Below are 18,043 nucleotides of genomic sequence, written 5' to 3'. Positions count from 1 at the left end.
GCATGGTTCTGCTTTCTGGCCTTCGTGTTCTGCTGGAGCTGAGCCTTCAGCTGGCCGTGATCCTGCTTCTTCTGCCGGCAATGTTCTGGCTGGGGGAGGATGTTCCGGCCCTGCTGGTTGGCAGGGCTGTGGCACCATTGCGGGAGAGATATGGCCGGATGGCTGCATTCTGGCGGCTGACCCTGCGGCATGGCCTGCCGCTGGAGGATGGGCTGATGCTGGCTCTGGGGCTGCTGGTGCTGCTCTGTCTGGCGGGTTTGTCCATCGTCATGCCGGATGTCGGTGCCGTGATGGGTGCATGGCTGGCGGACCCGTTGCTGATGGGGAGTGTTCTGCTGGCTGGCGCTTTCTGGGCTGTCCCGGGGCCGCTCTGGTGGATGCATGGACGCTGCTGCCTGGTCCTCTGTCTGACAGAAGCTTTCATCGTGCTGGCGGCTCCGGGTGTGACCGGCCTGCGGGGTGTGCAGCAGCTTTTGCTGGCGGCACCGGGGTCCAGTCTGGCTGGGACAGCCCTCTGCTGTGCCGTGGCGTTGGCCCTGACGACCTCCCTGCCGGATCGCCAGACACTGGCTGATGACATGGTGGCGAGGGGCCAGCCGGTTGGCCGGTTGGCACGGGATCAGCGACAGGTGATCGTGGGCGTGTATCATGCTGGCTGGTCGCTGCTTCTGGGGGATCTTCTGCTGCCTGTCCTGTTTGGTCTGGAGGGGCCGGGGGGAGTTCTCGGGCTGTCTGTCAGGTTCGTGGGGGGGAGTGTTCTGGTAGCTCTGGGGCAGATGACAGGCATGAGACGGCATGGACGGTTTGTGGCCCTTCTGTTGGGGCTGGCCGGGTTGATGGCGCTTGCCGGGAGGTTTGCCGTATGATGGCCGGGTTTGCCTGCGCACTGGTATTCGTTCTGCTGAGGCTGGGGCGGGATGGTCGCTGGCTGCCGCTTTATGGCGGGTTCTGCGCCATCATTGCGGGGACATCCGGTACGGGAGGGCTGGCAGGTCTCTGTGCCCTGCTGCTGCCGGTCTTCAATCTGATCCTGTGGGGGCTCGTGCGGCATTTTGCTGTTGGCCAGCAAGGGCGTCTCCTTGCCAGTGGGCGGGGTTTGCTGCCTGTCGTGATGACATTGCTCCTTCAGGTTGTTCTGGCTTTCTTTGGGGCAGGTCTCGGACTGGTGCCGACTTTTGGCATCGGTCTGGTGCTGGCCGGTTTGTGTGCAGCAGCCTGTGGTGTGGCTCTGGCCCAGTTCTGCGGGCTGATCATGGCTGTGGATGGCCTCATGGTGATGGCGGCCATCCTGCCTTCATGGGGGCTGTTCGTGACGGCTGTGGCACTCTGGGCGGTCATGGTGTTCCTGGCACTTGTGCTTCTGCCCCGGCTGGCCTGGTTGCGGGTGGAGGAAGGGTGATGATGCTGGCTGCCGCGTCTTTCTCTTCCGGACTGTTTGCGTCTCCTGTGCTGTTCGGGCTGATGTGCTGGCCGTTTCTGGTGGTCTGGGTCCTGTGGGCTTCACGCCGGCCCGATCAGGCCAGCTTCATGGCACGGCTGGGATTGGGTCTCAGTGGCCTGGCCCTGTTGGGCTGTTCGTCCGGCATGACGTGGGGACAGGAGGTCTGTCTGGCCATGGAGGCCTGTGTACCGGCGCTGCTTTTTGTTCTGCGGGGCAGAACTGAACCGATCACGGGGACGGCGTCCTTCAGGGAAGGGATGAGCGTCTATCTGCCCTTTCTGGTAACAGGTTGCGTGTTTATGGGGCTTCTGCTGCGCCCCCCTCTGGCAGCCCTGTTTTTTGATGGTGCCGGGACTGTCCTGCTGGCCTGGTGGGATGGCCGGGCAACCCGGCGGGCCATGCCTGCCTGGGAGGTGGTCCGTCTGCGGCTGAGTGGCCTGATACTGGCGGGGCTTGGCTTTGCAGTGATGCAGGGAGGGGGTGTGTTTTCCAGCAGCGAGAGTGCAGCCCAGGTTGGGCAGGTTCTGGCGCTGACAGGGTTGTGCATGATGGCGGGGCTGGGGAGTGCCGTATCCAGCCGGGCAGAGCTGGTCCTGCTGGATGCGGGGCTGCGTTTTGTTCCGCTGTTTCTTATGGCGTTGCTGGCCGTGACCCCTTTCATGCGGCACCTCATGGTGGTGGCTGGACTGCTGGCTCTGGCAGGCACGTTTCTGGGGCGACAGGGCAGTTTTCCACTTCTTTCATGGATGACGGGTTTGGGCGTGCTGGCTGCGGGAACAGGGCAGATGCCATGCCTTCTCCTGCTTTATGGGGGCGCCCTGCTCGCCACGGCCCTGCGGCTGGGATGTGATGGCCTGCTTCTGGGAGGTGTGGCTGCCCTGCCGGTGCAGATGGTCCTGCCCGTCATCATGATCGTACTGGCTGTCATGGCGCCGCTGCTGGGCTGGCCGGCCCTGCTTGGGCTGCTGGCCTGTGTGATGCTGGGATTCCGGCATCCGGAGCTGGAAACCATGCCGCAGGGTGTTCTGGCCGTTTGGCAGCGTGGTGGCTGGGTGATGCGGGGGCTCCTTCTGCTGCTGGTTCTTCTGGCCCTGCTGGCCGTTGCGCTGCTGGTCTGGGGAGGCATGCTGGTTCCTCCCTTGCCTGACCTGAAAGGACATTGAACATGACGGAAGGATCAGTCGTCCTGCCCGAAGGGGAGCGTGTCGGGCTGTTTCATTACCGTGTGACGGCGGAGGGCTGGCTGCATCTGTTGCAGCAGAATGTCCGGCTGATGTCCCTGCTGGGTTTCTGGGCGGATGAGGAATGGGCCACGGCCCTGTTCCTGTTACAGGGTGAGCAGCCTTTGCTGCTCAGTACAGCGGTGGTGCAGGGGCGTTATCAGGCAGCCTCGCAGTATTTCCCGGCGGCCCAGTGGGGGGAGCGTATGGCCAGGGACCTCTGGGGTGTGGAGGCCTGGTCTGCGTTGGATGACAGTCCGGCTTTGGATGATGGCAGCTGGTCCCTTGCGGCGCCATTGTCTGCCCGTCCCCTGCCTGTCAGCGAGGGGACGGGGCAGCCTTTGCCACGGTGCAGGATTGCGCCCTTCCGTACGGCCATACCGGGCCTGCTGGGTGTGGATTATGTGCTGGCCGACGGTGTGATGCAGCAGGTGGAGGTGCAGATTGCGGCTGGCCATCGTGGTGTCCTGTCCCGTCTGGTCGGGTTGACACCGCAGGAGGCCATGCCGCTGGTGGCCCGGATTTCAGCAGGTGGGTTTGTGGCCCATCCTCTGGCGTTCGTCCGGGCGCTGGAGCAGGCAGAAAATCGCCAGATAGACCTACGGGAGCGGGACAGACGGCTCATTTTGCTGGAGGTGGAGCGGCTGGGGCTGCATCTGTTTGATCTGGCGCAGACGGCCCATCAGGCTGGTGCTGGCCTGATGGCGAGCCTGTGCGACCATGCCCGGGAGCATCTTGCGGGCCTCTGTACGGCGCATGGTCTGTCCCGCCGTCTGACAGACAGCATCAGGCTGGAGGGAAGCAGTGGCGTTGATGCGATGATTCCGTTTGTTCAGGCCGTGGTGCAGGGGGTGGCCCCACGGCTGGAGCAGATCAGACAGCTGGCCCGTTTGTCGGATGGACGGTTGAAGACCATAGCCACCGTGCCGACAGAACTGGCGTGGGATTATGCGCTGGGTGGGGTGATTGGCCGGGCCAGTGGGCGGTATCTGGACATGCGTTACATGGATGAGGGTGTCCGCACGCGGGCGATGGGTGGGGCTGGGCGTCATGAAGGGGATGCCTGGGCACGCAGTCGGCAGCGTCTGGCAGAAAGTCAGGAAGCCCTGAAAATCATGGAGTGTATTGTCGCCGATTATGGTGCGGAGAGTGAGCGCCAGGCCATGCCCCGCACTGATGAAGGGCTGGGCGTGGCCGAGGGAGCCCGAGGAGATGTCTGGTACCATGTCGTGCTGAAGGAGGGACGGTTGGCCAGTGTTCAGATACGGGATCCGCTTGTGCCTCTTCTGGCCGTGCTGGGTTCCGTGCTGGAAGGGCATGAGCCGGAACAGCTGGGGCTTGCGCTGGTATCTCTGGGCCTGTCGCCCGCCGGAGTTGCCTTGTGAGATGGCCTGCCTGAAAAGCTCTGGCATCCGTCATGATGTTATATTATAACATATAAAATATGATTTAAGATTCATCATGCGTTGTGTGAGGGGCTGTGCGGTTTATCAGACAGGGCGTTGCCCTCATGCTGGGTGGAGGGCTGGTCTGCCCGGTCCTGACGGTGCTGCCCGCGCAGGCCCAACCGCCAGTGGCGGAGCCTGAGACGGCCGGGACGGTGAAAACCCCCTCAGCACCAGAACATTCTCGAAACAGGGGCAACGGACCAGCACATCAGGCAGCACAGGCCCGTTTCCAGTCTGTCGAGCAGTTGACGGTCACAGGGTCTTACCTTCAGGGTGGGCGGAAGACATCCCCCAATCCCGTGCAGACCATCACGGGGAAGGAGATACAGCGCAGTGCCGTGACGTCTCTGGGGGACTATCTGCAAAGGATGCCTTCCATCGGCTCATCCGGTTCGCCGAACAGCCTGACCAACGGGGGCAAGGGGGCATCCTGCACGGACCTTCGGAATCTGGGGCAGGGGCGGGTGCTTGTGCTGATTGACGGGCACAGGGCGACCCTCAATGCCGGGTCCGAATGTGTGGATCTCAACACCATTCCGTTGCAGCAGATCGAGAAGGTGGAAATTCTCAAGGATGGCGGGTCCGGCCTGTATGGGGCGGATGCCGTGGCGGGGGTCATCAACATCCATCTGCGGCACGACCTCACGGGCAGCAACATCACCATGCGGGGGAGCATTGCGCAGGCCGGGGATGCCCGGGGTGGCGAGGTCTCCGCCTATCACGGCATGAATTTTGATGAGGGGCGGGGCAACGTCACGCTGGCGGGCAGCTACAGCACGACCGGCCCCATCTATAACCGGGACCGCAGCTGGTCAGCCCTGCCACAGAATGACAATCCGGCCACGGGCAGCCCCAGTTACGGGTCGTCCATCATTCCTTCCGGCGTGCTCATCAATCCGCAGACGGGGCAGAAGATGGTGCCGGACGGGCAGGGCGGCTTCCGCCGCTTCACCAGGGACGATCTGTACAATTTTGCCCGCTATTCCACGATCATGAACCGCCATGATGACGGCACGGCCTCTCTTGATGCCCATGAGCGGTTTTCCCGGTTCGTGACGCTCTATGGCACCATGCGATACAGCCATACGCTCGTGGAACGGACCCAGTCGCCAGCGCCGGTGCAGGGGAGTGTCCCGCCATCCACACTGCCGTCTTCATGGCTGCTGCCGACGGCCAGTCCGTACAATCCGTGGGGGCGGGATGCGTCCATCATCAAGCGGATGGAAGATGTCGGGCCACGGCGCAATCACATCAACACTGATACATGGACCTTCCTGCCCGGCCTGAAAGGACAGCTGGGAGCCGGGTGGGATTATGACCTCTCCTATACCTACGGGCGCAGCCATCTGTCCTCCCACACGCAGGACATGATCAATTACCGCAACCTGCTGGAAACGACAGGGACGAGACAGCTGGATGTGATGGATTCCCGCAGTCCCGTGGTCTATGACCCGGGCATATGCCAGGCGGCGCAGGGCTGCGTGCTGCAGAATCCTTTTGCGCCTTACAGCCAGCAGGCGAAGGATCATGTCCGGTTCACCCAGAAGGACCGGGCCACCTATCAGCTGCGGGACACGATGCTGCGCCTGCGGAACCCGCATCTCTTTGCCCTGCCGTGGATGTATGGCGGGCCGGTCGGGGTGGCGGCAGGCATGGAACATAGGGGGGAGCAGCTGAGCTATCACCCTGATGCCCTCGTGGCGCAGGGGGCGTCCACAGGGGCGGCGGGGGCCTATACGGGCGGTGGGTTCACCGTTTCGGAGGGTTATGGAGAAATCCAGCTTCCCCTGCTGCGGCGTGCGCCACTGGCCCGGGACCTGACGGTTGACCTTCAGGGCCGTGTCTCTTCATACAGTCATTACGGAACACCGCTGAACTGGAAGACCGGCCTGCACTGGGCACCGGTTCAGGACGTGGCCTTCCGGGGGACGCTGGGCACCTCGTTCCGGCAGCCGGGGCTGTATGATGTCTATGGCGGCCAGACGTTGAGTTATGCTTCTGCATCCGATCCCTGCGCCCATGTGGGAAGCTATGGCAGCCGTGCGGGAGCGGTGCAGGCACGGTGCCAGAAGGAAGGAATCAACCCGGCCAGCTTCACTTCTTCACTGGTCGGGCAGCTGCCGACCCTCTCCGGTGGCAATCCTCGGCTGGGGCCGGAATATGGACGTACGGCAACGGTCGGCATGGACATCACGCCCCGCTCTCTCAGGGCGTTGCGGCTCTCTGTCGATTACTGGCATTACAGCCTGCGGGACATGATCTCGACCCTCAGCACGCAGACGCTTCTGGATGGATGTTACACGGGCAGCGAGCCGGATTTCTGTGGTGCCATCCTGCCCCGTTCCAGCAGCGGGCAGATCACGGCCATCAAGGCCCTGCCGCAGAATGTCGGTGCCCTGAAGACGGATGGTCTGGATTTCAGCCTGCATTACAGCCTGCCCCTGGGCGACAGGGACCAGTTGAGCCTTCATGAAAACACCCAGTATCTTCTGAATTACAGGCAGAAGCTGACCCGCAACGGGAGCTGGCAGGACTATACAGGTCGTCTGCTCTATCTGAATGGCAGTGGCCGACCACGGGAGCAGCATTACATCAGCACGACATGGCGGCATGACCATGTCAGCCTCATCTGGATGACACGCCTCATCAGCGGGATGAGGATGAATGACGGGCACCGTGATCTTGACCCGGCCACATCCGGGCGGACCCACGTGGGAGGAACGATCCTGCATGACGTGACGGTGTCAGGGACGTGGCACCAGTTCCAGCTGATGGGAGGCATCAGCAACCTGTTCAACCGTCGGCCGCCCTTCGTGCCGGATGGGGCCTTCAATACCGCCTTTTCCCAATATTCAGGCTACATTGCCGGAAGAAGTTTCTTTCTCCAGATGGGGGCTGATTTCTAGCCGGGCAGATGACCGTCAGGGGAGCTGGTGCGCTGGTGATGTGGAGCGGCGTTGTTCCTCTGAAGTCCCCATCACTCTGGGCAGGAACGGGCTGGCTGCCGGGGCAGGTGACGGTCCGTCCCCGGATGAAGGAAAAGGTCGGGGTGGTGCAGTCGTTCCGGCAGAGGAAAGCCCATGCCTGCTTCAGTAGGCAGAGCGGGTGCAGCCGGTGCAGCATGAAGACGGAGAAGGCGGCCTCTTCATGGTGGTTGTGGTGGAACAGCCGGAACGGACCGCCATAAAGCCGCCCTTTGGAGATGATGGTGAGGCGGGACTGGTAGCATCGGCCATCCACGTCTGTCTCGAATGCGGGGAAGGGATAGGTGGACAGCAGGCGCAGGGCGGTGACGGCATAGGCGGCCCGGCCGATCCGTTTCTTGAGGGCCGTGGAGAGTTGCTGCACCACCCAGCCATCGGGGCCGACCCCGACCATCTGGAGGAACAGGGTTGGGTTGGCCTGTCCTTCTGTGGTGAGCCAGCCCGGCCAGAGCGTGCGGGTCTGCCCGCTGGCGATGAGGGCGGCATTGCTGGCGTCATGGAAGGGGATGCCCAGCTCCAGTGCCAGCACATTGGCAGAGCCGACAGGCCAGAGGGCAAGAGGACAGGAACCGCCCGTCATGGCCTGGGCAATTTCGGCAATCGTGCCATCACCGCCTCCGGCAATGATGAGGTCCGCTTCTGGCAGGTAGGTTTTCACGATCTCCGCAGCGTGGCCCCGGTAACGGGTTTTCATGACACGCACGTCCAGCCCGGTTCCTTCCAGATGCTTCACGAAGGCAGCCTGCCGCCGGGGAGAGTGATGCCCCGCTGTCGGGTTGATGATGAGCAGTGCTCTGCGGGGATGGGGGTGCAGTGAGGAGGGTGGTAGGTGCAGGTGCATGGCGGGGGAGGGTACTTCACTCTGGGCCGGGACACTATATAGTGCCCGGCATGAACCTTCTGTTACAGGTTCTGCTGTTTTGTTCCCATTGTGAGGATCACATCTGCCATGCAGTCAGCTCCCCTGACCATGATGCTTGCTTTTCTGGATGTACAGAAATGGCGCCCCCGCCCCGTGAGGCGGCAGGGGCGGCGCATCAGGCTGTTCACGCTTGAGGCGGGAAGCTGCGAAGGCTGTGCGATGGAACTGGTGTCTCTGGGAAGCAGCGCCTACCCGTTGGAAGGGAGCGGGTTTCAGAGGGTCCAGCATCCGGAGGATGCGGACTGGCTCCTTGTCACCGGCTCTGTGACACGCTCCTGCGCAGGCGATCTGGCCAGTGCGTGGGAGGCCATGCCCGCAGGACGCAGCCTCGTGGCTGTGGGAGACTGCGCCCATGATGGTGGATTGTGGAAGAACACATACGCCACGCTGGGTGGCCTCCATGCGCTCAGCCGGGTCTATGGGTCCATTCCTGGCTGCCCGCCGTCGCCCGCATCCATTCTTCAGGCGTTGGTGGAGCTGGCAGAGGGTGGTTCATCTCCCACGGGCTCCCACGCATCTTCTGCCTCACGCCGCAGCCGCCAGTAAGACCGGCGGGAGAGCGGGATCATGACGAGATAGAGGACACCAGCTGCGGCCAGAGCGCCCCATGGTTCTGTTACCAGAATGGCGGCATAGGCACCGACGCCGACCAGCATGGGCAGAATATAGCGTGATGGCACCTTGAAGTTCTTGAAGGACCAGATCGGCAGGGTGGAGACCAGCAGCAGGGCGGTGACGATCAGGCAGCCAGCGGCCAGCCATGGGGAGTGGGCGAAATGCTCGATGCCTGTCAGGTTGTTGCGCTTGGCTTCCAGCCCCAGAAAGACCGGGAACAGTGCAAGCCCTGCCCCTGCCGGTGCGGGCACGCCGGAGAAGAAATTGGCGGCATATTCCGGTGCCGTATCGTCGTCCAGTGCGGAGTTGAAGCGGGCCAGCCGCAGGGCCATGCAGACCGTGAAAAGAATGAACGGGATGAAGGCCAGCCGCTGCGTGGCAGGCAGAGCCCAGAGCATGAGGATGAAGGGCGGCACGACGCCGAAGCAGACAAAGTCCGACAGGCTGTCAAATTCAGCTCCGAAACGGGATGTCCCCTTCAGCAGGCGGGCGATGCGTCCGTCCAGCCCATCCATGCAGGCAGCGATGAGCAGGGCCCCGGCTGCATGGGTAAAATGGCCTGTCATGGAAAATTTGATGGCGCTCAGCCCCGCACAGAGGCCCAGCATCGTCAGGATGTTGGGGACAAGCCGGTTGAAGGAAAGCCCACGGACCCGGCGCCGCTTGCGCCGGTATCTATGCACCATGGCCGTGTCGGAAGATGGCTTCTGCATATGTCTGGCCCTCAGAGCTTCGCTATGACCGTCTCGCCTCCGATCATCGTCTGTCCCTCCAGGACATCGGGAGTGATACCCGGTGGCAGGTAGATGTCCGTGCGGGAGCCAAAGCGGATGAGGCCAAACAGCTCCCCGGCCTGCACCTGTTCGCCTTCTTTCACATCACAGAGAATACGGCGGGCGACCAGCCCGGCGATCTGCACGACGGCCACCTGGCGGCCATCCCGGAGAGTTACGCGCAGTTCGTTGCGTTCATTATGTTCGGAGGCCTTGTCCAGGCTGGCATTGAGGAATTTGCCTGCATGATAGGCAATTTTCGTGACTGTCCCACTGACGGGCATACGGTTTACATGCACATCCAGTACGGAGAGGAAGGTCGAAACACGCCAGACCGGCTCACTGCCCATCTCCAGGGCAGCCGGCGGCGGGACCATGGAAACACCTGTCACACGTCCATCCGCACTGGCGAGGACGAGCCCTTCACCCTGTGGAGACGTCCGCCGTGGGTTGCGGAAGAAATAGAGGCAGAAGCCTGTGAACGCAAAGCCTGCTGTCCCCAGGGCCCGTGTCAGCCGCCATGGCGTGGCCCGCCCGAACACACCAGCCAGAAGGCCGATGCCCAGAAAGGGTGTTGCCGCACGGTGCGGCGGAGCAAGGACGAGTTTGAGAGATTTGATCAGTGACATGAGATTACTCATACGTCACCTGCTGGATGGGTCAAGTATTTCGTGACGGGGATGGGGAGGGCGTGGTCAGGGCTGGGTGTGTGCTTGCAGGGAAAGGTGGCAGGGGCCATCTTGGAGGCATGGCTTCCGTTATCCCGCTGTTTCCTGCGGGATAACCTCGTCTGGAGAGAGGTTTCATGAGTGTGGAGATAAGGCCGGTTCCCGCCTTTCAGGATAATTACATCTGGTTCGTCCGTAAGGAGGGGCGCCCCTGGGTGGTGATTGACCCCGGTGAAGCCGGGCCAGCAGAGGCGATGCTGGGGGAAGAGGCTCCGGCTGCCATCCTGCTGACCCATCATCATGGCGATCATGTCGGTGGGGCGGCAGAACTGGCACGGCGCCACGACGTGCCGGTTTATGGTCCAGCGGATGTGGCAGGTGTCGATCACCCGCTGAAGGATGGTGATGAGGTGAAGGTGGCCGGGCTGACATTCCGTGTCATGGCCACACCGGGTCACACGCTGGATCACCTCTGCTATGCGCTGGAGGGTGGAACCCCGGCCCTCTTCAGTGGGGATACGCTGTTCAGTGGTGGGAGTGGCCGCCTGTTCGAGGGGACTGCGGAACAGCTTTTTGCCAGCTTCCGCCAGTTTGATGATCTGCCGGACGGGACACTTCTCTGCCCCGGCCATGAATACACGCAGGGGAACCTGAAATTCATTGCCTCACTGGGCAGAAGCACCCCTGCGCTGGAGGCCCGCAGGGCAGAGGTGGCGCAGCTCCGGGCGGAAGGGCGGCCCTCGGTGCCTGTTCCGCTGGGCGTGGAGCGGCAGACCAACCCGTTCCTCATGGCCCGGACGCCGGAAGAACTGGCCCGCCTGCGGAAGCAGAAAGACCAGTTCTGAGTTGTCATGCCGTGCGGATGTCCAGCCCGATATCCAGTGCTTTCACGCTGTGGGTCAGCCAGCCGAGGGAGAGGATGTCCACGCCACTTTCGGCAATGCTGCGGGCCGTGTCGGGCGTGATGCCGCCGGAGGCTTCGGCAATGGCCCGGCCTTCGATCATGTTCACGGCCTCACGCAGCATGGCGGGGGTCATGTTGTCCAGCAGGTAGGCATCCGGCCCGTCGGGGCAGTCCAGCGCCTCGGCAAGTTGGGCGAGGGAGTCCACTTCCAGCTCGATCTTCATGAGGTGTCCGGCCCGCTGGCGGGCAGCGGCCAGTGCGGCGGGGATGTTGCTGCCGAAAAGAGCCAGATGATTGTCCTTGAGCATGATGGCATCATCCAGCCTGTGGCGGTGATTGCTGCCACCACCAGCCCGGACGGCATATTTCTGTAGGGCACGCAGGCCGGGGAGCGTCTTGCGGGTGCAGCAGATGCTGACCCCCGTACCTTCCACGGCATCCACGATCTGGCCCGTGGTGGTGGCGATTCCGCTGAGATGGGACAGCAGGTTGAGGGCCACACGTTCCCCGCCCAGCACGGCGCTGGCCGGGCCTTCCACCTCGGCAAGAACGTCGCCACGGGTGATGCGGTCGCCCTCCTGCCTGAAGGGTGTGAAACGGGTCCGGCCATCCAGAAGCGTGAAGGCCAGACGGGCACCGGGCAGTCCGGCCAGCCGTCCATCCTGCCGGGCGACGAAGGAGGCCCGAAGTGTGGGCTGGCCCTGCATGAGAGCCTGCGTGGTGACGTCGCCACCTGTGCCGAAATCTTCCCGCAGGGCGTTGCTGATGACCGGTTCCCAGAGCAGGTCGGGCAGGAAAAGCGTCTCAAGGGCCATGATGATAGGTCTCCTGGTGCTGGATGGAAGGAGGTTACAGGGGCAGGTCGGTCAGCTGCATGTCGATGTGACGGGGCGGCTGAAGACCGGGCGTGTCTTCCCGCCAGTGTGCCCCTCTCTGTTCCGGGCGGTTCAGGGCGGCCCAGCCGATGAAGGAGGCGGTCAGGGCGCAGAGATTCTGGCGGGCCAGTGGCAGGGTATGTTCCAGAAAATTTTCCAGTCCTGTGCGGGTGCGGAGAATGCCGAGATGCTGCTGCATTTCAGCCCGGAAAGGCCAGTCCGTCGTGAAGGTGGGGCGTGCCGGTACCGTGGCGGGAGGGGGAGCTGTTCCGTCGTTCCGGCTGGTGTTGACGTCCCGCCCTGCCCATTGCCCGCAGACCAGAGCCTCCAGCAGGGAGTTGCTGGCCAGCCTGTTGGCACCATGAAGGCCGGTACAGGCGACCTCTCCGCAGGCCCACAATCCCTCCAGGGTCGTGCGGCCTGTCTGGTCCACCTTCAGGCCGCCCATGTGGTAGTGCATGGCGGGCTGGACGGGGAGAAGCTGGGTGTCCGGATCAAGACCGGCTTTTCGGCAGGCCTGTGTGATGCCGGGGAAACGTGCGCTGAAGGGGGCACCTGGCAGGGAGCGTCCATCCAGAAAGACGGTGCGTCCTTCCCGCAGCTGGGCAGCGATGGCCCGGCTGACGACATCACGGGGGGCGAGTTCTTCCGTGAAGCGATGGCCGTCATCCAGACGCAGTACGGCTCCGGCTCCCCGCACGGCCTCACTGATGAGGGAGAGGCGGCCCGTCTGGCCCGGTGCGACGAGGGCCGTGGGATGAAACTGCGTGAATTCCATGTCCCGCAGGGTAGCTCCTGCCCATGCGGCCAGAGCCAGTGTCGTACCCCGGTTGGAGAGTGGGCTGGTCGTGTGCTGATACAGCCCGCCGCAGCCGCCGCTGGCCAGAATGCAGTGCCGTGTGGGGATGAACCCGGCGGATGTCCATACACCCTGCACTGTCCCATCAGGGGCGTGGAACCCTTTCAGCGTGGCCTGTAGCCAGTGGATGGTGTCCTTTTTCCGGGCCTGCTGGAGAACATGCTGAAGGATGACCTGTCCGCTCCGGTCGCCACCGGCAAAGACAATCCGCTCATGGCTGTGGGCGGCCTCCAGATGGAGGGCAAGCTGACCTTTTCCATCATGGGCCAGGGGCACGCCAAGCCGCAGGAGCGTTTCCACGGCACCCGGTCCTGCCTCGGTGATGCGCTGCACGATGGCCGGATCACACAGACCGGCACCGGCCCTGAGCGTATCCTCGGCGTGGCTGGCCGGACTGTCCCCGGGACCGACCGCCGCTGCCATGCCGCCCTGGGCCAGGGTGCTGGATGTTCCTTCCCCTGTGAAGGAGGGAGCAAGCAGCACGCAGGGGCCGTCCATCTCCAGAGCCGCCATGAGGCCAGCCAGCCCGGCCCCGATGATGATTGGCCAGCCTGCGTGGCGGGAAAGGGCATGTCCCTGCATGGGACGGTCCTTCACTTGATGGCCAGCATCCGCTCGACGGAGCGGCGGGCCGGTTCCTGAAGGTCAGCCGGGATGGTGACTTCGGTGCTCATGGTTTCCAGAGCCTGACGGATGTTCTTCAGGGTGATGCGCTTCATGTGCGGGCAGAGATTGCAGGGACGGATGAAGTCGGTCTGCGGGTGCATGGCGGCGAGGTTGTCGCTCATGGAACATTCGGTGATGAGCATGACCTTTTCAGGTTTATGCTGGGCGATGTAGTCCATCATGCTGGCCGTGGACCCGGCATGGTCGGCTTCTGCCACGACATCGGGTGAACATTCCGGATGCGCAATGATATGGAGCGGGCCATGCATCCGCCGGTACTGGCGGATTTCCTGCGGGGTGAACCGTTCATGGACTTCGCAGCGGGCTGACCATGTGTGCATCTTGATGCCGGTTTCCCGCTCGATGTTCCGGGCAAGGAATTCATCGGGGATCATGATGACTTCCGGTACGCCAAGGCTTTCCACGACACGGCGTGCATTGCCGGACGTGCAGCAGACGTCTGTCTCGGCCTTTACGGCAGCGGAACTGTTCACATAGGTAACGACCGGCACGCCGGGGTGGCGTTCCCGCAGGGTGCGGACATTTTCCGCCGTGATGCCTTCGGCCAGGGAGCAGCCTGCCAGTTCGTCCGGGATGAGGACGGTCTTTGTGGGGTTCAGCAGCTTGACCGTTTCGGCCATGAAATGGACGCCCGCCATGATGATGACATCCTGTTCCAGATTCTGGGCCTCACGGGCCAGAGCCAGACTGTCCCCCCGGATGTCGGACACGCAGTGGAAGATTTCTGGCGTCTGATAATTATGGGCGAGGATGACGGCATTATGTTTGCGCTTCAGCTCGAGAATGGCCTCGATGTCATCTGCAAAAAGCCGGTCCCAGTCCTGCCGGGCCATGAGGGAGGCCACGGGGCTGTACAGCGCAGCGCGGGACGGAGAAGGGGCAATGCCCTGCATCATGGAGAGGTCCTTACCAAGGTTATACTCACTATGAGCATAATATAGGCCCTGCTGGAGACCATGCCAAGGGGTTTCTGCTCCGGGTGTGTCAGGAGGAAAGATCGTACCGTTCTTTCGGGAGCGTATTCTGGATGGGAGTGACTGGGCAGAAGCTCTCCACAATCAGGGGAATGTGGCGTTTTCTGGTTGGGGGGTACGGTTACCGGAGATACCCGGAATGGAGCCAGATATGTGGGCGGAAAGGTCAGCCCTTCTCCGGGAACCGGATGGGTAATGGTGGCGGGGGCATCATCGTAGGCTCAGCCTTTGTCTCTTTCTGGCTTTGGAATACGGTAGTGGCTTCGTCTCATTCATGGCAGCCTGTCTGCTTTTGGGCAGATGCAACGGGCGAACATATCGGATTATCGTAGCACGGCCATGCAGGCGGCGGCTTGGTTACCGGATCGATGTCGCAGAAGCTCGTCGGCCTTGCCAAGGGGATGGCGGCGAACTCTGCGGGTCTTCTTGGTGGAGGGCGTTTGCATGATGAGAGCAGTGAAAGCCAGTCTGCGCCCCCTGAGTGAATATGCCTTGGGGAAGTGTCGGTGGGTGTACCAGCACTTCACGAACTTATGGAAGAAGCAGGACAGGGAAATTGGGACAGTTTTGTGATGTCTTTCCCTAAAGATGGGCCTGTTTCAATGAAGTTCCATCATACGTGATAAAAATCGCTTAAAGAGTCGGCACATCAAGCGGTAAAAATGCCGCTCCCAGATAGCAGGAAGCCATAGCGGCTGGCCGGAAACGGTACAGCCGTGCGGGGCGTCCTACGGTTGGGCGGTCGTAGGTGCCGGTTTCTTCCACAAGCTGCTGATGCAGGACAAGGCGGCGGAAGTTGGGCTTGTGCATGAGGCGGCCAGATACCGTTTCCATCGCCTGTTGCAGCTGTAGAAGAGTGAAAGACGAAGGAAGCAGCTCAAAAACGGCTGGACTGTAGCGGGTGCGGGCACGTAGCCGGGACAGGGCCGTGGCCAGAAGGCGACGGTCATCCCGGTCCGTGTTTTTCTGTTTGGGCGGGCTGCGTGGCACCAGCCCGGATTCCCACAGCAGTTCGTAACGCTCCAGAACACGGGTATCGTCCCACGGCAGGCCATCCAGCCCAAAGGCTGGAGCGATGCGGCTCTGGCGTTCCTCATTGTTGTCGGCCCATTGCCTGATGGCCGTGATGAACTCGGCCAGCTGCTTGTTGCCGCTTTCGTCCCGGCGGTCTTCCCAGGGGAAACGCTGGTAAAGCGAACCGTGACAGCCCCGTGGGTGGCTGTGGCTCAGGGCCAGATAGGTGATGTGAATATGGGGCGTCTGTTCCCGTATGGGAAAGGAGCTGAATGTATAGAGCTGCTCCATGTAACCGATGGGGCAGTGTGTCAGGGTTTCCGCCCAATGGCAGAGGCGTTTCTGCAGGGAATGATGGCTTTCCTCCAGGGGGGGAGTGTCCCGGTCATGGCGCAGCAGGGCGACGTGGGGTGCATCATCGCCCAATGTCATGAGAACGGTAATCAGGTCTGTCGGGCAAAGGCTCTGGAAGGTCATTGAGGATGAGGAGCAAGCTGGCGGAAATGGCTGTACAGGGTCTGCAAATGATCGGATGAAAGCCCCGGGGGAACGCCGTGGTCAAGAGGGATGCTGACCGTCAGGGGATGGGAGGAGAGGGACAGCATCCGGGGGCTGGTCATCATGTCGTTCAGGAGCCCCTGCATGGCGATGGGTACGTTGCGCTGGATCCATGAACTCTGAAGCAGATCATGCAGGGGCTCCTGCCAGTTGGTCAGACTGACGGACAGAATGCCAGAAAAGGCCGGGACATAAAGTTTGCCACCAAGGGAGAGATGCGGCGGTGGCGTGTCCTGTTTTCCCGGAGCCACCGGATGGATGGTGGCACTGAGCTCATGAAGCCTGAGCTGTAACGGAATGTCAGGCCAGGAGGATGTGGCATGATCGGTTTCCGGCGGCAATCTGAGGGGTGTCGTGCTGGTGCCGGGTAGCAGGGCAAAAGCAGCATGAACCTGTTCCACCCGAAAATTCTGTAGAAATGAGGAGGGATAGGTCAGCTCTCTGGCCGTGATGGCAGCGGAAAGCAGAGGCCTGTTCTGCAGGGCAGGGTCAGGTTGCGACAGGGACTGCGGTGCAAAACGGATGGTCCCGGCAGTGTGATTCAGCATGAGGCTGTGTGACAGGCGGGAGGAGGCCAGTTCCAGTTCAGCAATGCGGAAATGTGCCCAGTACAGGGGCAGCGTGCCGTGGTCATGGCATCTGGCATCTGGTGGACAGGGAAGACTTTCCTTGCTGATGCGCAGTTTTGCTTTGCGCAGGCGCAGGGTCAGGCTTTCGCCGTTGCGGACCATGCGGAGGATGGTGCTGTCCGGCAGCTGTAGTGGAAGTTCGGTCCGTGTGGTCAGGGAATGTGCCCAGTCCAGCCAGTTCCCACCCAGGCGGAGCATGGGGGTGGCCCCGACAATATCGGCCCCGTTGAGATGGGTGTGAAAGGACACGCCGTAAAGCCGACGCCAGGCCCCGAAAGGCCATCCTCTGGCAGAGGTTTTCTGTATGGTCAGGGTTGGGGTGGGACCGTCCGAAGGCAGGGACTGGACGGCCAGATGGGCCAGCTGGTTGGAAAGCAGGGCCTGCGTCCGAAGGTACAACCCCCAGCTGCCTGCCAGAAGAGCGAGGAACAGACAGGAGGTGATCAGGATGAAATGGCGGCGGAACAGGCTCAAGATTTGTCCTCCGCTGTGGAAGAAGGATAGAACGACGGGCCTGTTACTTTGTCCCCAGAAGGTTCTTCACCTTTTGTAGAGTAATCACACCAGAATGTTGATACGGGGCAAAAAGGGAGGCCTTCTGCAGGCCTCATGAAATGTATTGTATTACAGATGGTTAGGCAGATACCCACAGGGCAGCACTTTCATGGTCTATACCTGCGTCCATTCCGTGCGGGACAGGAATTACTGGTTATCCTTCTTCACATCCACAGAGTTTTCCACAGCTTCATGGGGCAGGTCATGTTCCTTGCAGAGTGCCTCCCAGGCGCCGCTGATGGCCGGTATGAGGTCACGCCCCTTCAGGCTGGCGGAGAGAGGCTTCCCGATGGCAACCCGGAGCGTGCCGGGGTATTTCCGCCACGGGGAATGTGGCCAGAACAGGCCGGAATTCGTCACTACGGGAAGGATGGGGCAGGTGGCCTGTCGGGCCAGAGCGATGACGCCATTCTGTAGCGGAACAGCCTGACCGGGTTTCGTGCGTGTGCCCTGCGGGAAGATGATGATCTGTCGTCCGGCTCCCTGTGCCTTTGCCACGGCATCCATCATGCCCCGCAGGGCCTGAGATCCGCCGGAACGATCGACAGGAATCATGCCGCTGAGAATGAGCATGGGGCCGACCAGCGGAATGGATGTCAGTTCCTTCTTGATGACATAGGCCGGCAGCGGCACGGTATTCATCCAGACAAAACCATCAAAGAAAGACTGATGCTGTGAGGCAATGAGCGCAGGGCCATCAGGCAGGTTCTCCTGCCCGCTGATGACGATGCGGATGCCGCAGAGGCGTTCCAGCCCCCAGAGCACGGCCCTGGACCAGAGCTTGGCATAGCCCAAGGCGGCATCCCGCCGGTTGAGCAGGCGGATGGGAAAGGCGAAGACCCCCATGACGAGGGTCAGAATCAGGAGATACAGGTTGAACAGGCTGCCACGGACGAGACTCATCATAATGCTCCCTG

General features: G+C 62.1%; 16 protein-coding genes. 7 read left to right on the top strand and 9 right to left on the bottom strand.

Features of this window, described 5'->3' with window-relative positions:
• Positions 1-2: 2 nt before the first annotated feature.
• From J8Z04_RS07420 to J8Z04_RS07400, 5 genes are all read left to right on the top strand, one after another.
• Positions 3-866 (top strand): hypothetical protein, encoded by an 864-nt coding sequence (locus J8Z04_RS07420; RefSeq protein ID WP_146046898.1) that lies wholly within the window; start codon positions 3-5, stop codon positions 864-866.
• Positions 863-1,399, top strand: coding sequence for a hypothetical protein (locus J8Z04_RS07415; RefSeq protein WP_043557906.1), 537 nt, complete (start codon positions 863-865; stop codon positions 1,397-1,399). Before J8Z04_RS07420 ends, J8Z04_RS07415 begins: the two co-directional genes overlap by 4 nt.
• Positions 1,399-2,604 (top strand): hypothetical protein, encoded by a 1,206-nt coding sequence (locus J8Z04_RS07410; RefSeq protein WP_192848463.1) that lies wholly within the window; start codon positions 1,399-1,401, stop codon positions 2,602-2,604. The genes J8Z04_RS07415 and J8Z04_RS07410 overlap by 1 nt, the downstream gene beginning before the upstream one ends.
• 2 nt (positions 2,605-2,606) lie before the next feature.
• Entirely contained in the window at positions 2,607-4,046 is a 1,440-nt protein-coding gene (locus J8Z04_RS07405) for an NADH-quinone oxidoreductase subunit D-related protein (RefSeq protein ID WP_192848464.1), read from the top strand.
• A gap of 95 nt (positions 4,047-4,141) precedes the next feature.
• On the top strand, positions 4,142-7,015 hold the full coding sequence (locus J8Z04_RS07400) for a TonB-dependent receptor domain-containing protein (protein ID WP_332067163.1): 2,874 nt from the start codon (positions 4,142-4,144) through the stop codon (positions 7,013-7,015).
• Here the strand turns inward: J8Z04_RS07400 and J8Z04_RS07395 are convergent.
• Positions 6,939-7,934 carry a diacylglycerol/lipid kinase family protein gene (locus J8Z04_RS07395; RefSeq protein WP_192848465.1) on the bottom strand — a complete coding sequence of 332 codons (996 nt, stop codon included), beginning with the start codon at positions 7,932-7,934 and terminating at the stop codon, positions 6,939-6,941. The two genes, J8Z04_RS07400 and J8Z04_RS07395, sit on opposite strands and share 77 nt — an antisense overlap.
• A gap of 108 nt (positions 7,935-8,042) precedes the next feature.
• On the opposite strand from J8Z04_RS07395, the gene J8Z04_RS07390 reads away from it, so the two are divergent.
• On the top strand, positions 8,043-8,561 hold the full coding sequence (locus J8Z04_RS07390; protein ID WP_043557909.1) for an NADH-quinone oxidoreductase subunit B family protein: 519 nt from the start codon (positions 8,043-8,045) through the stop codon (positions 8,559-8,561).
• Here J8Z04_RS07390 and J8Z04_RS07385 read toward each other — a convergent pair.
• Together J8Z04_RS07385 and J8Z04_RS07380 are read right to left on the bottom strand one after the other, a co-directional pair.
• Positions 8,477-9,343 carry a CDP-alcohol phosphatidyltransferase family protein gene (locus J8Z04_RS07385; protein WP_081562888.1) on the bottom strand — a complete coding sequence of 289 codons (867 nt, stop codon included), beginning with the start codon at positions 9,341-9,343 and terminating at the stop codon, positions 8,477-8,479. The two genes, J8Z04_RS07390 and J8Z04_RS07385, sit on opposite strands and share 85 nt — an antisense overlap.
• Before the next feature lie 11 nt (positions 9,344-9,354).
• Complete coding sequence (locus J8Z04_RS07380) at positions 9,355-10,032, bottom strand: phosphatidylserine decarboxylase (RefSeq protein ID WP_043558376.1); 678 nt, start codon at positions 10,030-10,032, stop codon at positions 9,355-9,357.
• Between the two features lie 176 nt (positions 10,033-10,208).
• Here J8Z04_RS07380 and gloB point away from each other — a divergent pair, with 176 nt between their 5' ends.
• A complete protein-coding gene (gene gloB, locus J8Z04_RS07375; protein WP_197981625.1) occupies positions 10,209-10,916 on the top strand; it encodes a hydroxyacylglutathione hydrolase in 708 nt (235 codons plus the stop codon).
• Positions 10,917-10,920: 4 nt separating this feature from the next.
• Here the strand turns inward: gloB and nadC are convergent, their stop codons facing one another.
• From nadC to J8Z04_RS07345, 6 genes are all read right to left on the bottom strand, one after another.
• Positions 10,921-11,790, bottom strand: coding sequence for a carboxylating nicotinate-nucleotide diphosphorylase (gene nadC, locus J8Z04_RS07370; protein WP_043557912.1), 870 nt, complete (start codon positions 11,788-11,790; stop codon positions 10,921-10,923).
• Between the two features lie 34 nt (positions 11,791-11,824).
• Positions 11,825-13,291 carry an L-aspartate oxidase gene (locus tag J8Z04_RS07365; RefSeq protein ID WP_192848466.1) on the bottom strand — a complete coding sequence of 489 codons (1,467 nt, stop codon included), beginning with the start codon at positions 13,289-13,291 and terminating at the stop codon, positions 11,825-11,827.
• Positions 13,292-13,302: 11 nt separating this feature from the next.
• On the bottom strand, positions 13,303-14,289 hold the full coding sequence (gene nadA, locus J8Z04_RS07360; protein ID WP_081563426.1) for a quinolinate synthase NadA: 987 nt from the start codon (positions 14,287-14,289) through the stop codon (positions 13,303-13,305).
• A 714-nt stretch (positions 14,290-15,003) separates the two neighbouring features.
• Entirely contained in the window at positions 15,004-15,861 is an 858-nt protein-coding gene (locus J8Z04_RS07355) for an NUDIX hydrolase (protein WP_192848467.1), read from the bottom strand.
• Positions 15,858-17,045, bottom strand: coding sequence for a hypothetical protein (locus J8Z04_RS07350; protein WP_192848468.1), 1,188 nt, complete (start codon positions 17,043-17,045; stop codon positions 15,858-15,860). Before J8Z04_RS07350 ends, J8Z04_RS07355 begins: the two co-directional genes overlap by 4 nt.
• Before the next feature lie 228 nt (positions 17,046-17,273).
• Positions 17,274-18,029 carry a lysophospholipid acyltransferase family protein gene (locus tag J8Z04_RS07345; RefSeq protein ID WP_192848498.1) on the bottom strand — a complete coding sequence of 252 codons (756 nt, stop codon included), beginning with the start codon at positions 18,027-18,029 and terminating at the stop codon, positions 17,274-17,276.
• Positions 18,030-18,043: the final 14 nt, after the last annotated feature.

The sequence above is a fragment of the Bombella apis genome (assembly GCF_018221685.1).
Classification (GTDB): domain Bacteria; phylum Pseudomonadota; class Alphaproteobacteria; order Acetobacterales; family Acetobacteraceae; genus Bombella; species Bombella apis.
Note: the sequence above shows the minus strand (reverse complement) of the source record. Positions and strands in the feature narration are given on the sequence as shown.